The following is a 16360-nucleotide window of genomic DNA, read 5'->3' as shown; positions in this document are numbered from 1 at the left end:
GTGGCGACACCCGATGACCAACGACGAAAAGCTGCTCTCCTACCTCAAGCGGGTCTCCGCCGACCTGGCCCAGACCCGCCGGCGGCTGCGCGAGGTGGAGACCCAGGACCGGGAACCCATCGCCATCGTCGGGATGGGCTGCCGCTTCCCCGGCGGGGTGACCACCCCGGAGGAGTTCTGGCGGCTCGTCCACGACGGCACCGACGCCATCGGCGACTTCCCCGACGACCGGGGCTGGGACCTCGACGCGCTGTACGACCCCGACCCGGACGCCACCGGCAAGAGCTACGTCACCCGCGGCGGCTTCCTCGCCGACGCGGCCGGGTTCGACCCGGACTTCTTCGGCATCAGCCCCCGCGAGGCGCTGGCGATGGACCCCCAGCAGCGACTGCTGCTGGAGGTGTCCTGGGAGGCCCTGGAACGCGCCCGGATCGCCCCCGACTCCGCCCATGGCGCCCGCGTCGGGGTGTTCGCCGGCACCAACGGCCAGGACTACAAGGACCTGCTCGCCCGGATGCCCGACGACAGCGAGGCCGCGCTCGGCACCGGCGTGCTGGCCGCCGTCATCTCCGGCCGCATCTCCTACACCCTCGGCCTGGAGGGCCCGGCCGTCACCATCGACACCGCCTGCTCCTCGGCGCTCGTCGCGGTGCACCTCGCCGTGCAGGCCCTGCGCGCCAAGGAGTGCACCCTCGCCCTGGCGGGCGGCGCCACCGTGATGTCCACACCCGGCAACTTCATCGCCTTCAGCCGGCAGCGCGGCCTCGCCGCCGACGGCCGCTGCAAGTCCTTCGCGGACACCGCCGACGGCACCGGCTGGAGCGAGGGCGCCGGCATGCTGGTGCTGGAGCGGCTCTCCGACGCCCGCCGCAACGGGCACGAGGTGCTGGCCGTGGTCCGCGGCTCCGCCGTCAACCAGGACGGCGCCTCCAACGGCCTGACCGCCCCCAACGGCCCCTCCCAGCAGCGCGTCATCCGCGCCGCGCTGGCCTCCGCCGGCCTCGGCCCGGCCGACGTGGACCTGCTGGAGGCGCACGGCACCGGCACCACCCTCGGCGACCCCATCGAGGCCCAGGCACTGCTCGCCACCTACGGCCAGGGCCGCGAACAGCCGTTGTGGCTGGGCTCGGTGAAGTCCAACATCGGACACACCCAGGCCGCCGCCGGCGTCGCCGGCATCATCAAGGCGGTCATGGCGATGCGGCACCGGATCCTGCCCCGGACACTGCACGCCGAGCAGCCCTCCACCAAGGTCGACTGGACACAGGGCGACATCCGGCTGCTCACCGACAACCGGCCCTGGACCGACCCCGGCCGCCCGCGCCGGGCCGCCGTCTCCTCCTTCGGCGCCAGCGGCACCAACGCGCACACCATCCTGGAGGAGGCCCCCGCCGAAGCAGCCGAAGCCGGGGAGCCGGAACCGCGTACGGCGCCGCTGCTGGTGCCCTGGGTGGTCTCCGGCCGCACCGAACGCGCCCTGCGCGACCAGGCCGCCCGCCTCGCCGCCGCCGTCGGCGAGCTGGACCCGGTGGACGTGGCGCACTCCCTGGCCGCCACCCGCACCGCCCACCCCTACCGGGCCGTCGTCCTCGGCGCCGGCCGCGACGCGCTGCTGGCCGCCCTGACCGGCGTCGCCGAGGGCGGCCGGGGCGCCGCCTCCGGCCGGGTCCGCAAGGGGCTGACCGCCTTCCTGTTCACCGGCCAGGGCGCCCAGCGCGCCGGCATGGGCCGCGAACTGCACGCCCGCTTCCCGGTCTTCGCCCGAGCCTTCGACGAGATCTGTGCGCTGACCGGCGACGACGACCTGCGCGACCTCGTCCTCGGCGACGACCCCGCGCCGCTGCACCGCACCGCCCGCACCCAGACCGCGCTGTTCGCCTTCGAAGTCGCCCTGTACCGGCTGCTGGAGTCCTGGGGACTCACCCCCGACTACCTGGCCGGACACTCCGTCGGCGAGATCGCCGCCGCCCATGTCGCGGGCGTCCTGGACCTGAAGGACGCGACCACGCTGGTCGCCGCGCGCGGCCGGCTCATGCAGGAACTGCCCGAGGGCGGCGCGATGATCGCCGTACGCGCCACCGAGGAGGAGGTCCGCCCGCTGCTCACCGGGCGGGTCGGCATCGCCGCCGTCAACGGCCCCCGCTCCGTGGTGATCTCCGGCGACGCCGCCGAGGCCGAGGCGGTGGCCGCCCGCTTCGACAAGAGCCGCCGGCTGACGGTCTCGCACGCCTTCCACTCGCCCCTGATGGAACCGATGCTGGCCGCGTTCCGGACGGTCGCCGAGTCCCTGACCTACCACCGGGCCACCCTCCCCGTCGTCTCCCACGTCACCGGCGCCCTCGCCACCCAGGACATCGCCTCCCCCGACTACTGGGTGCGGCACGTGCGCGAGGCGGTCCGCTTCCACGACGGGATCCGCGCCCTCGCCGCCGAGGGCGTCACCCGCTACCTCGAAGTCGGCCCGGACGCCGTGCTGACCGCCATGGCCCGCGACTGCCTGAGTGCCGACGGCACCGACACCGACGCCGTCCTGGCCGCCGCCTCCCGCCGCGACCGCGACGAGACCGAGACCCTGCTCACCGCCCTCGCCCGGCTGTACACCGCAGGCGCCGCCGTGGACTGGACCGCGCTGTTCACCGGCGCCCGCACCGTGGACCTGCCCACCACCGCCTTCCAGCGCGAACGGTTCTGGCCCGAGACGACCGCCGCCGCCGGCGACGTCGGCTCCGCCGGCCTCGACTCCGCCGACCACCCGCTGCTCGGCGCCGCCACCGTCCTCGCCGACACCGACGGCGCCGTCCTCACCGGCCGGCTGTCGGCGCGCACCCACCCCTGGCTCGCCGACCACGTCGTCGCCGGCCGGATCGTCGTCCCCGGCACCGCCATGGTCGAACTCGCCGTCCGCGCCGGCGACCAGGTCGGCTGCGCCCACCTGGACGAACTCGCCCTGGAGGCACCGCTGGTGCTGCCCGGGGACGACGGGGTGCGGGTCCAGGTCGCGGTCGGCGCGCCCGACGCCTCGGGCGCCCGTACGGTGCAGGTGTACGCCCGCGCCGAGAGCCTGCCCGCCGACGCGCCGTGGACCGCGCACGCCTCCGGCCTCCTCACCGCCGGCCCCGCCGCCCCGGGCACCCGCCTGGACGACTGGCCCCCCGAGGACGCCGAAGCCCTCGACACCGGCGGCCTGTACGAGCGGCACGCCGCCGCCGGACTGGAGTACGGGCCCGTCTTCCGGGCGCTGACGGCCGCCTGGCGGCGCGACGGGGAACTGTTCGCCGAGGTACGGCTGCCCGAGCGGCCCGCCGCCGACGCCCCCCGCTTCGGCCTGCACCCGGCCGCGTTCGACGCCGCCCTGCACTCCCTCGCCCTGCTCGGCGACGGATCCGCCGACGACACCGCCCGGCTGCCGTTCGCGTTCACGGGCGTCACCCTGCACGCCACCGGCGCCTCCGTACTGCGCGCCCGGCTGACGCCCGCCGGCGACCACGCCTTCACCGTCGACCTGGCCGACGCCGACGGCGCCCCCGTCGCCACGGTCGCCTCGCTGACCTCCCGCCCGCTCACCCGCCTCACCGCCCACGACCCCGCGGCGGACGCCCTGTTCACCCTCGACTGGCAGCCGCTGCCGCTGGACACCGACGCCCCCGACCCCGGCCACCGGGTGCTGCACAGCACCCCCGGGTCCACCCCCGACGCCGTACGCCAGGCCCTGCACACCGCGCTCGCCGCCCTCCAGGACGACGACCCCCGCCCGCTCACCGTGATCACCCGGGGCGCGGTCAGCGTCGCCGGCGAGGACGTGCCCGACCTGGCCGGCGCCGCCGTCTGGGGTCTGGTGCGGTCCGCGCAGTCCGAGCACCCCGACCGGTTCACCCTGCTCGACCTCGAACCCGGCGCGGACGCCGTCACCGTCCTGCCCGGCGCCCTCGCCACCGGCGAACCCCAGCTCGCCGTACGCGAAGGCACCGCCCGCGCCGCCCGCCTGACCCGCGCCGAACCGTCCGCCGGAGCACCCGGCCTCACCTTCGATCCCGAGGGCACCGTCCTGCTGACCGGCGCCACCGGCGGCCTCGGCCGGATCCTCGCCCGCCACCTGGTCACCGCGCACGGCGTACGGCACCTCGCGCTGCTCAGCCGCTCCGGCAGCGCCGACGACCTGGTCACCGACCTGGCCGCGCTCGGCGCCACCGCGACCGTCCACGCCTGCGACACCGCCGACCGGGACCGCCTCGCCGCCGTCCTGGCCGGCATCCCCGCCGACCACCCCCTCACCGCGGTCGTGCACGCCGCCGGCGTCCTGGACGACGGCGTGGTCTCCTCCCTCACCCCCGAACGCGTCGACACCGTCCTCGCACCGAAGGCCCTCGGCGCCCTCCACCTGCACGAACTGACCGGCGGGGACACCCCGTTGGTGCTGTTCTCCTCCGTCGCCGGCACCGTCGGCGCCCCCGGTCAGGGCAACTACGCCGCCGCCAACGCCCTCCTGGACGCCCTGGCCGCGCACCGCCACGCCCACGGCGCCCCCGCCCTGTCGCTGGCCTGGGGCCCCTGGGCACCCACCGGCGGCATGACCGGCACCCTCGACGAGGCCGACCGCGCCCGGATGACCCGCGGCGGCATGACCGCCCTGTCCGCCGGGGAGGGCACCGCGCTGTTCGACCGGGCGCTGCGCGCGGGCCGTCCCGCCCTGGCACCGGTACGGCTCTCCCTGCCCGCGCTGCGCGCCCAGGGCCCCGCACTCGCCCCCGTCTTCCGCGCCCTGGCGGGCCGCCCGGTACGCCGGGAGGCCGCCGCCGAGGGCACCGGTGCCGGCTTCGCCGAGCGGCTGGCCGCCCTGGGCGCCGAGGAGCGCGCCGAGGCGCTGCTGCACACGGTCCGCGCCCATGTCGCCGCCGTCCTCGGGCACGCCCACCCGGACGGCGTGGAGACCGACCGGGCCTTCAAGGACCTCGGCTTCGACTCGCTCGCCGCCATCGAGCTGCGCAACTCCCTCTCCGCCGAGCTGGGCCGGCGGCTGAGCGCCACCCTGGTCTTCGACCACCCCTCGCCCGAGGCGCTCGCCACCCACCTCGGCACCCTGGTCGGCGATGCCCCGGCCACGGCCCGCGGCGGCCGGCGCACCCGGGCGGCCCGCGCCGAGGAGCCGCTGGCGATCGTCGGCCTGGCCTGCCGCTACCCGGGCGGCGTCCGCACCCCGGAGGACCTGTGGCGGCTGGTCGCCGACGGCACCGACGCCATCACCGCCTTCCCCGCCGACCGCGGCTGGGACGTGGACCGGATCGTCGACCCCACCCGGAGGCGCCCCGACACCTCCTACGTCGGCGAGGGCGGCTTCCTGCACGACGCGGGCGACTTCGACGCCGCCTTCTTCGGCATCAGCCCCAAGGAGGCCCTCGTCATGGACCCGCAGCAGCGGCTGCTGCTGGAGACGTCCTGGGAGGCGCTGGAGAGCGCCGGCATCGACCCGCACACCCTCAAGGGCAGCCGCACCGGCGTGTTCGCCGGCGTCCAGTACCACGATTACTTCGGCAGCTTCGGCTCCGGCAGCATCATCTCCGGCCGCGTCGCCTACACCCTCGGCCTGGAGGGCCCCTCCCTCTCCGTCGACACCGCCTGCTCCTCCTCCCTGGTGGCGCTCCACCTGGCCGCCCAGTCGCTCAGGCAGGGGGAGTCCGGCCTGGCGCTGGTCGGCGGTGTCGCCGTCATGGCCACCCCGGAGACGTTCATCGAGTTCAGCCGGCAGGGCGCGCTCGCCCCCGACGCCCGCACCCGCGCCTTCGCCGACGCGGCGGGCGGCACGGTGTGGGGCGAGGGCGTCGGCGTCCTCGTCGTGGAGCGCCTCTCCGACGCCCGGCGCAACGGCCATCCCGTCCTGGCCCTCGTCCGCGGCACCGCCGTCAACCAGGACGGTGCTTCCAACGGTCTCACCGCCCCCAACGGCCCCGCCCAGGAACGCGTCATCCGCGAGGCGCTGGCCTCCGCCCGTCTGATGCCCGCCGACGTGGATGTGGTGGAGGCGCATGGTACGGGGACGACGCTGGGTGATCCGATCGAGGCGCAGGCGCTGCTGGCCGCTTATGGTCAGGATCGTGCGGAGCCGTTGTGGCTGGGGTCGGTGAAGTCGAACATCGGGCACACGCAGGCGGCGGCGGGGGTCGCCGGTGTCATCAAGATGGTGATGGCGATGCGGCACGGGGTGCTGCCCCGGACGCTGCATGTGGACAGGCCGTCCACGAAGGTCGACTGGGATGCGGGGAACGTACGGCTGCTGACCGAGGAACGACAGTGGCCGGCCACGGGCCGGCCGCGGCGGGCCGGGGTGTCCTCCTTCGGGATCAGCGGCACCAACGCCCACGTCGTCCTCGAACAGGCCCCGCCCGCCCCCGCCGAGCCCGAGCACCCCGCACCGCGCGACCTCGCCGTGCCGTGGCTGCTCACCGCCAGGACACCCGCCGCGCTCGCCGGGCAGGCCGCCGCCCTCCTCGGCCACCTCGACACCCACCCCGGCCTCGACCCGTCCGACATCGGCTGGTCGCTCGCCACCACCCGCGCCCGCTTCCCCCACCGCGCCTCGATCACCGGCGCCGACCCGGCCGAACTGCGCGGCGCCCTGGCCGCGCTGGCCGACGGCAGCACCGCCCGCACCCTCGTCCAGGGCACCGCCACCGGCCGCGCCCGCCCCGTGTTCGTCTTCCCCGGCCAGGGCTCCCAGTGGTCCGGCATGGCCACCGGACTCCTCGACACCTCACCGGTGTTCGCCGCCCGCATGGCCGAGTGCGCCGCCGCCCTGGCCCCCTACACCGACTGGGACTTCGCCACCGAGCTGCGCGGCACCCTGGACCGGGTGGACATCGTCCAGCCGCTGCTGTGGGCCGTGATGGTGTCCCTCGCGCACACCTGGAGCGCCTACGGCGTCACCCCGGCCGCCGTCATCGGCCACTCCCAGGGCGAGATCGCCGCCGCCTGCGCCACCGGCGCGCTGTCCCTCGCCGACGGCGCCCGCGTCGTCGCCCTGCGCTCCCAGGCCATCGCCGAGCTGCTGTCCGGCTCCGGCGGCATGATGTCGGTCGGCGAGGGCGCCGACGCGGTCCGCGCCCGGCTCGCCGCCTTCGACGGCCGGCTGTCGGTCGCCGCCGTCAACGGCGCCGCCTCCACCGTGGTCTCCGGCGACCCCGGCGCCCTCGACGAGCTCCTCGCGCTGCTGCGCGCGGAGCAGGTCCGCGCCAAACGCCTGCCCGTGGACTACGCCTCGCACAGCGCCCACGTCGAGACCCTGCGCGCCCGCCTCGCCGAGGTCCTCGACGGCATCGAGCCGCGCGCCACCCGGGTGCCGTTCTACTCCACCGTCACCGGAGGCCCCCTCGACACCGTCGCGCTCGGCGCCGGGTACTGGTACACCAACCTGCGCGGAACCGTGCTGTTCGAACAGGCGGTCCGGGCCGCCGTCGCCGCCGGGCACCAGCTGTTCATCGAGGCCAGCCCGCACCCGGTGCTCACCGTCGGCATCCAGGAGACCGACGACGCCGTGGCCGCCGTCGGCTCCCTGCGCCGCGACGAGGGCGGCCGGGACCGGCTGCTGACCGCGCTGGGCGAGGCGTTCACCCACGGTGCCGCCGTCGACTGGGCCGCCGTCGCCGAGGGCCGCCGGCCCCGCCGGGTGCCGCTGCCCGGCTACGCCTTCCAGCGCGAACGGTACTGGCTCGACAGCACCGCCGGCGGCGCCGACGTCACCTCCGCCGGCCTCGCCCCCACCGACCACGCCCTGCTCGGCGCCGCGATGGTCCGCGCCGACACCGAGGGCGCCGTGCTCACCGGCCGGCTGTCCGCCGCCACCCAGCCCTGGCTGGCGGACCACCGGGTGGGCGGCCGGCTGCTGTTCCCCGGCACCGGACACCTGGAACTCGCGCTGCGCGCCGGCGACCAGGTCGGCTGCGGGGACCTCGCCGAACTCACCCTGCACGCGCCGCTCGTCCTGCCCGACCACGGGGCCGTCCAGCTCCAGGTCACCGTCGGCCCGCCCGAGGGCGACACCCGTCCCGTCACCATCTGGTCGCGCCCGGAGAGCCCGGACGAGGAGCTGCCGTGGACCCGGCACGCCGACGGCCTGCTCGCCCCCACCGGCACCCTGCCCGTCCCCGCCGACCCGCTCACCGACTGGCCGCCACGGGACGCCGAACCCGTCCCGCTCGACGGCCTGTACGACGACCTGGCCGGGCTCGGCCTCGGCTACGGGCCGCTGTTCCAGGGCCTGCGCGCCGCCTGGCGCGCCGCCGACGGCCTGTACGCGGAGGTCGCCACCGACGCGGCGCCCGACGGGTTCGCACTGCACCCGGCGCTCTCGGACGCCGCGCTGCACACCGTCGCCCTCACCGACGCGGCCGGCGAGCAGGCCCTGCTGCCGTTCGCCTGGTCCGGGGTACGGCTGCACGCCACCGGGGCGAACGCGCTGCGCGTCCGCGTCCGGCCCACCGGCGAGGGCACCGTCGCCCTCACGCTCGCCGACCCCGCGGGCGCCCCCGTCGCCACCGTCGACGCGCTCACCCTGCGGCCCCTGCGCACCGAGGTGCTGGCCGCCGCGGCCCGGACGCCCGGCGCGGGCGCGCTGTACCGGGTCGACTGGGTCCAGGCCCCGCCGGTCACGGCGGCGCCCGCCGGCCCGGTGGAGGTGGTGCGGGCCCCGGCCGGGGCGAGCGCCGCCGAGGCCCGGGCGGCCGTCGGCACGGTCTTGGACGAGCTGCGCGCCAAGCTGGCCGACGACCGCCTCGCCGACACCCCCCTCGTCGTCGTCACCGGCACCGACCCGGCGGGCGCCGCCGCCGGCGGCCTGGTCCGCTCGGCCCAGTCGGAGAACCCCGGCCGGATCGTCCTGGTCGAGTCCGACACGCCCCCGCCCCCCGGACGCCTCCCCGAGGCGACGGCCCTGGGCGAACCGCACGTGGCGTTCCGGGAGGACACGTGGCGGGTGCCGCGCCTGGTCCGGGTCACCGCCGACGGGCCCGGCACCGACACCATCGAGGGTCCCGGCACCGTCACCGACGGGCCCGGTACCGACAGCGGCACCGGCTCCGGTACCGGCACCGGTTTCGGTACCGGCACCGTCCTGCTCACCGGTGCCACCGGTGCCCTCGGGCGGATCGTGGCCCGGCACCTGGTCGGCGAGCGCGGGGTGCGCAGTCTGCTGCTGGTCAGCCGGAGCGGTGGTGCCGAGGACCTGGTCGGCGAACTCACCGCGCTGGGTGCCGAGGTGACGAGCGTCGCCTGCGATGCCGCCGACCGCGCCGCGCTCGCCGCCGTACTCGACGCCGTACCCGCCGGCCGGCCGCTGACCGCCGTGATCCACGCGGCCGGTGTCCTCGCCGACGGGGTGCTCTCCTCGCTCACCCCGGAGCGGCTCGACACCGTGTTCCGGCCCAAGCTGGACGCCGCCTGGAACCTGCACGAACTCACCGCTCACCTGGACCTGTCCGCGTTCGTGCTGTTCTCCTCCGCCGCCGCCACGCTCGGCTCGCCCGGCCAGGCCAACTACGCCGCCGCCAACGCCTACCTCGACGCCCTCGCCGTTCACCGCAGGGCCCTCGGACTGCCCGCGCACTCCCTGGCCTGGGGCCTGTGGGCGCAGGCCGGCGGCATGACCGGCACCCTCGGCGACAGCGACCTCGACCGCATCGCCCGCGGCGGCGTCGCCCCGCTGGAGACCGAGGAGGGCGTCGCCCTGTTCGACGCGGCCGTGCGCGGCGCCGACCCCGCCGTGCTGCCGGTCCGGCTGGACCCGGCCGCGCTGCGCGCCCAGGGCGCCGACGCGGCCCCGCTGTTCCGCACCCTGGTGCCCGTACGCCGGGCCGGGGCGGCCGGCGCGCGGAGCGCGGCCGCCGGCGCCGGCGCACTGCGCGACCGGCTCGCCGGACTGCCGGCGGCCGAACGCGAACCGTTCCTCACCGACCTCGTACGCGGCCATGTCGCCACCCTCCTCGGCTACCGCTCCGCCCAGGACGTCGGCCGCACCCTGGCCTTCAGGGAACTCGGCTTCGACTCCCTGGCCGCCGTCGAACTGCGCAACCGGCTCACCACGGCGACCGGCCTGAAACTGCCCGCCACCCTCGTCTTCGACCACCCCACCCCGGCCGTCCTCGCCCGCCACCTGCTCGGCGAACTCACCGGCGCCCTCGCCGCGGCGCCCGCGCGCACCACCCCGCGCGCCGCCGCCGACGACGAGCCGATCGCCGTCGTCGGCATGGCCTGCCGCTTCCCCGGCGGCATCGCCTCCCCGGAGGACCTGTGGCGGCTGGTCGCCGAAGGCCGGGACGCCATCGGCGAGTTCCCCACCGACCGCGGCTGGGACCTCGACCGCCTCTACGACCCCACCCTGGACCGCCCCGGCACCAGCTACACCCGGCACGGCGCCTTCCTGTACGACGCGGCCGGCTTCGACCCCGCGTTCTTCGCCATGGACGACGAGGAGGCCCTGGTCACCGATCCCCAGCAGCGGCTGCTGCTGGAGACCGCCTGGGAGGCGCTGGAGCGCGCCTCCATCGACCCCGCGACCCTGCGCGGCTCCGACACCGGCGTGTTCGCGGGCGTCATGTACCACGACTACTTCGGCAGCTACGGCTCCGGCAGCGTGGTCTCCGGCCGCGTCGCCTACACCCTCGGCCTGGAGGGGCCCACGCTCAGCGTCGACACCGCCTGCTCCTCCTCCCTGGTCGCGCTGCACCTGGCCGCGCAGGCGCTGCGGCAGGGCGACTGCTCGCTGGCGCTGGCCGGGGGAGTGACCGTCATGGCCACGCCGGGCACCTTCGTGGAGTTCAGCCGGCACCGGGGCCTGTCCCGGGACGGCCGCTGCAAGCCGTTCGCGGACGCCGCCGACGGCACCGGCTTCGGCGAGGGCGCCGGCGTGCTGCTGCTGGAACGGCTCTCCGACGCCCGCCGGAGCGGCCGCCGCATCCTGGCCGTGCTGCGCGGCACCGCCGTCAACCAGGACGGCGCCTCCAACGGCATCAGCGCCCCCAACGGGCCCGCCCAGCAGCGCGTCATCCGCCGCGCCCTCGAAGCGGCCGGTGTCGCCGCCGCCGAGGTCGACGTGGTCGAGGCGCACGGCACCGGCACCACCCTCGGCGACCCCATCGAGGCCCAGGCGCTGATCGCCACCTACGGCGCCGAACACAGCGACGACCGCCCGCTGTGGCTCGGCTCGGTCAAGTCCAACCTGGGCCACACCCAGGCCGCCGCCGGGGTCGCCGGCGTCATCAAGATGATCGAGGCGCTGCGCCACGAGACGCTGCCCGCCAGCCTCGGCGTGGACCGGCCCACCCGGCACGTGGAGTGGGAGGGGAGCAACGTCCGGCTGCTCACCGAGAACCGTCCCTGGCCCGACCCGGGCCGCCCGCGCCGCGCCGGCGTCTCCTCCTTCGGCATCTCCGGCACCAACGCCCATGTCATCATCGAGGCCGCCCCCGCCGGGGAACCCGCCGAAGAGCCCGCGGCAGAGCCCGCCGCCCCGGCCGGAGGCACCGTGCCGTGGCTGCTGTCCGGGCACACCCCGGGCGCCCTGCGCGCCCAGGCCGCCCGGCTGCTGGACCACCTGTCCACCGCCCCGGACACCGACCCGTACCGGCTCGCCGGAGCGCTCGCCCACGCCCGTACCCGGCTCGGCCACCGGGCCGCCGTCCTCGGCCGCACCCGGGACGAACTGACCGCCGGCCTGCGGGCCGTGGCCGAGGGCCGCACCCCCCCGGCCGGGGCACTGGGCACCGCCGCCGACGGCCGGCTCGCCTTCCTCTTCTCCGGCCAGGGCGCGCAGCTGCCCGGCATGGGCACCCGCCTCGCGGCGGCCTTCCCCGCCTTCGCCGCCGCCTTCGACGAGGTCCGCGCCCACCTCGACCCGCTGCTGGACCGGCCGCTCGCCGAGGTGCTGGACTCCGCCGAGCTGCTGGAGCGCACCGAGTACACCCAGCCCGCGCTGTTCGCCGTGGAAGTGGCCCTGTACCGGCTGCTGGAGTCCTTCGGCGTACGGCCCGACCTGCTCGCCGGGCACTCCGTCGGCGAGTTCGCCGCCGCCCATGTGGCGGGCGTGCTCGGCCTGAAGGACGCCTGCGCGCTCGTCGCCGCCCGGGGCCGCCTGATGCAGGCCCTGCCCGAAGGCGGCGCGATGATCGCCGTACGCGCCACCGAGGAGGAGGTCGTGCCGCTGCTCGGCGACGGCGTCGGCATCGCCGCCGTCAACGGGCCCGCCTCCCTCGTCGTCTCCGGGCCCGCCGGACCGGCCCGCGCGCTGGCCGCCCGCTTCCCGCGCACCAGGGAACTCGCCGTCAGCCACGCCTTCCACTCGGCCCTGATGGAACCGATGCTGGCGGAGTTCCGGAAGATCGCGGCCGCCGTGTCGTACGGGACCGCGCGCATCCCGCTGGTGTCCACCCTCACCGGCGCCCCGGCCGCCCCCGACGAACTGTCCGGCCCCGAGTACTGGGTGCGGCACGCCCGCGAGGCCGTCCGCTTCGCCGACGCCGTCACCGCCCTGCACCACGCGGGCGTACGGCACTTCGCCGAGGTCGGCCCCGGCGGCGCGCTGACCGCCGCGGCCGGCGAGTGCCTGCCCGATCAGGCGGCCGTCGTACCGCTGCTGCGCAAGGACCGCGAGGAGACCGAGGCGCTGCTCGCCGGGCTGGCCGCGCTGCACGTGCACGGCACCGCCGTCGACTGGACGGGTCTGCTGCCCCACCGCGACGGCTCGGACCTGCCCACCTACGCCTTCCAGCGCACCCGTTACTGGATGACCGGCGACCCGGCCCCGGCGCGCCCGGCCGACGGGCACCCGCTGCTCGGCACCGCCGTCGAACTCGCCGGCACCGACGGCATCCTGTACACCGGGCATCTCTCCCTGGCCGACCATCCTTGGCTGGCCGACCACCGTGTGGGCGGGGTGCCGCTGCTGCCGGGCACCGCCTTCGTGGAGATGGCCCTGGCCGCCGGGGCCCGCGCCGGCTGCCCCGCGGTGGAGGACCTGACCCTTACCGAACCGCTGTTCCTGCCCGAGGACGGCGCCGTCCGCCTCCAGTGCACGGTCGGCTCACCCGACGCCACCGGTGGCCGCGCCTTCCGCGTGTACGCCGCCCACGGCGACGGCGACCCCTGGACCACCCACGCCACCGGCGTGCTGCGGCCCGCCGGGGAACAGCCCGCACCCGACACGGCCGCCTGGCCGCCGCCCGGCGCCGAACCGGTCGGTCTGGACGGGCTCTACGAACGGCTGGCCGAGCTGGGCGCCGCGTACGGGCCCGGCTTCCAGGGCCTCAGGGCGGCCTGGCGGCACGGCGAGGAGGTCTGCGCCGAGGTCGCCGTCCCCGCCGGCACCGCGGGATTCGGCCTGCATCCGGCGCTGTCCGACGCCGCCCTGCACGCCCTCGCGCTGCGCGCGGGGACCGAGGAGCGCATGGCGCTGCCGTTCGCGTGGAACGGCGTGGAACTGTACGCGCCGGGCGCGACCGCCCTGCGGGTGCGGATCGCGCCGGCCGGCGCCGGCGCGGTACGCGTCGAGGCCGCCGACGCCTCCGGGCGGCCGGTGGCGCGGGTGGCGTCGCTGGCGCTGCGGGAGGTGGACCCGGAGCGCATCGCGGCGGCCGCCGCGGGCGGCCACGACGACCTGTTCGCCCCGGACTGGGTGCCCGTCGCCGTGCCCGCGGCCCCGCAGGCCGGGCGGTGGACCGTCTGCGGCCCCGGCCGCGAGGAACTGGCCGCCGCCCTGGCGGGCGAGGTCGCCGAGGTCACCGTCGCCGCCGGCCCGGCCGAGGCCGCCGCCCACGCCCCCGGCACGGTGGTCCTCGTCCACCCCGGCGGCGCGGACGCGGACACCGCCCGGGCGGGCCTGCGGCGCCTGCTCACCCAGGTCCGGGACTGGCTGGCCGACGACCGGACCGCCGACTCCACCCTGGTGGTGGCGACGCGCGGCGCGACGGGCCCCGGGGTCGTCACCGATTTCGGTGCCGGCGCCGCGTGGGGCCTGATCCGCTCCGCCCAGTCCGAACACCCCGGCCGCCTCGTCCTCGCCGACCTGGACGGCACCGAGGCCTCCCGCCGGCTGCTGCCCGCCGCCGTCGCCGGCGGCGAACCCCAGCTCGCGCTGCGCGACGGCACGGTGCACGTCCTCCGGCTGGTGCGCGCCCCGCGCCTGCCCGAGCCCGCCCCGGCCGACTTCTCCGGCGGCGTCCTGGTCACCGGCGGCACCGGCGCCCTGGGCCGGCTGGTCGCCCGGCACCTGGTCACCGCGCACGGCGCCGACCGGCTGGTGCTGCTCGGCCGCAGCGGGCCCGAGGCGCCCGGCGCGGCCGGGCTGCGCGACGAACTGACCGCGCTCGGCGCCCGGGTGACGCTGGTCGCCTGCGACGCCGCCGACCGCGCCGCCCTCGCCCGGGTCCTGGACGAGCACCCGGTCACCGCGGTCGTGCACACCGCGGGCGTCCTCGCCGACGCCGTGCTGACCTCGCTCACCCCCGAACGGCTGGACACGGTGCTGCGGCCCAAGCTGGACGCCGCCTGGCACCTGCACGAACTGACCCGGGAGCGCCCCCTGACGGCGTTCGTGCTGTTCTCCTCCGCAGCCGGTCTGCTCGGCAGCCCCGGCCAGTCCGGGTACGCCGCCGGCAACGCCTTCCTCGACGCCCTCGCCGCCCACCGCAGGCAGCTCGGCCTGCCCGCCGTCTCGCTCGCCTGGGGCGCCTGGGCGGGCAGCGGCGGCATGGCCGACCGGCTCACCGGCACCGACGCCCGGCGCGTCGCCGCCGGCGGGGTGCTCGCCCTGGACGCCGCGACCGGGCTCGCCCTGTTCGACACTGCGACGGTCCGCCCCGAACCGGTGCTGCTGCCGGCCCGCCTGGACCTCACCCCGCGCGAGCCCGCCCGCGTCGCCCCGCTGCTGCGCTCCCTGGTGCGGGCGCCCCGCCCGGCCGGCCCGGCCGCACCGGCCGCCGCCACGGCACTGCGCCGCGAACTGGCCGCCCTCGCACCCGAGGACCGCGCCGAACGGCTGCTGCGACTGGTCAGGGACGAGGCCCGTACGGTCCTCGGCACCGAGGAGTTCGAGGAGCACCTGCCCTTCAAGGACCTGGGTTTCGATTCGCTGACCGCCGTGGAGTTCCGCAACCGGCTCAACGAGGCCACCGGCCTGCGGCTGACCGCCACCCTCGTCTTCGACCACCCCACCCCGGCCGCGCTCGCCGGCCATCTGGGCGCCGAACTGGCCCCGGCCGCCCCGGACGGGCCGCGCACCGAGGAGGACACGGTACGGGCCGCGCTCGCCGCGATCCCGGTGGCGCGGCTGCGCGAGGCCGGCCTGCTGGACAGCCTGCTCGAACTCGCCGGGGCGCGGCCCGCGCCGCACCCGGCCGGCGACGGCGGAGCCGGCCCCGCCCCGATCGACGCGATGGACGCCGAGAGCCTGATCAGCATGGCGCTCGACGGTCTCGCCGAGGACGACGACGCCCTGTGACGACGCCCGCGACAAGGAAGAGGACCATGGCCGAGTCCGAGATGCCGGACACCAGGATGGTCGAGGCACTGCGCGCCTCGCTGAAGGAGATCGAGCGGCTGCGGGAACGCAACCGCGCGCTGACCGCGGCGGCCCGGGAACCGGTCGCGATCGTCGGCATGGCCTGCCGCTACCCGGGCGGTGTCCGCTCCCCGGAGGACCTGTGGCGGCTGGTCGCGGACGGCGGGGAGGGCATCACCGCCTTCCCCGCCGACCGGGGCTGGGACCCCGGCCTGTACGACCCGGCCCCGGGCGTACCGGGCCGCTCGTACACGCGGCAGGGCGGCTTCCTGCACGACGCGGGCGACTTCGACGCCGGCTTCTTCGGCATCGCCCCGAACGAGGCCCTGGTGATGGACCCCCAGCAGCGGCTGCTGCTCGAAGGCTCCTGGGAGGCGCTGGAGAACGCCGGGATCGATCCCGCCGGGCTGCGCGGCTCGCGCACCGGCGTGTTCGCGGGCGTCATGTACCACGACTACTTCGGCAGCTTCGGCTCCGGCAGCATCGTCTCCGGCCGGGTCGCCTACACCCTCGGCCTGGAGGGGCCCACGCTCAGCGTCGACACCGCCTGCTCCTCGTCGCTGGTCACGCTGCACCTGGCCGCGCAGGCGCTGCGGCAGGGCGAGTGCACACTGGCGCTGGCCGGGGGAGTGACGGTGATGGCCTCGCCGGGCACGTATGTGGAGTTCAGCCGGCAGGGCGCGCTCTCCCCGGACGGGCGGTGCCGCTCCTTCGCCGACGACGCGTCCGGCACCGGGTTCTCCGAGGGGCTGGGCGTCCTGGTGCTGGAGCGGCTGTCGGACGCCCGGCGCAACGGGCATCCGGTGCTGGCCGTACTGCGGG

2 protein-coding genes are annotated in these 16360 nt (G+C 77.0%); both read left to right on the top strand.

What is annotated here, in order from left to right; all coding sequences use genetic code 11:
- Nucleotides 1-13: 13 nt before the first annotated feature.
- Complete coding sequence (locus tag ABD350_RS31980; RefSeq protein WP_344352431.1) at nt 14-15478, top strand: SDR family NAD(P)-dependent oxidoreductase; 15465 nt, start codon at nt 14-16, stop codon at nt 15476-15478.
- 26 nt (nt 15479-15504) lie between these two features.
- Nucleotides 15505-16360: beta-ketoacyl synthase N-terminal-like domain-containing protein (locus ABD350_RS31975; RefSeq protein ID WP_344352430.1), on the top strand; the 856-nt coding region annotated here is incomplete at its 3' end.

The organism is Streptomyces nogalater (genome assembly GCF_039532885.1).
GTDB lineage: Bacteria > Actinomycetota > Actinomycetes > Streptomycetales > Streptomycetaceae > Streptomyces > Streptomyces nogalater.
Note: the sequence above shows the minus strand (reverse complement) of the source record. Positions and strands in the feature narration are given on the sequence as shown.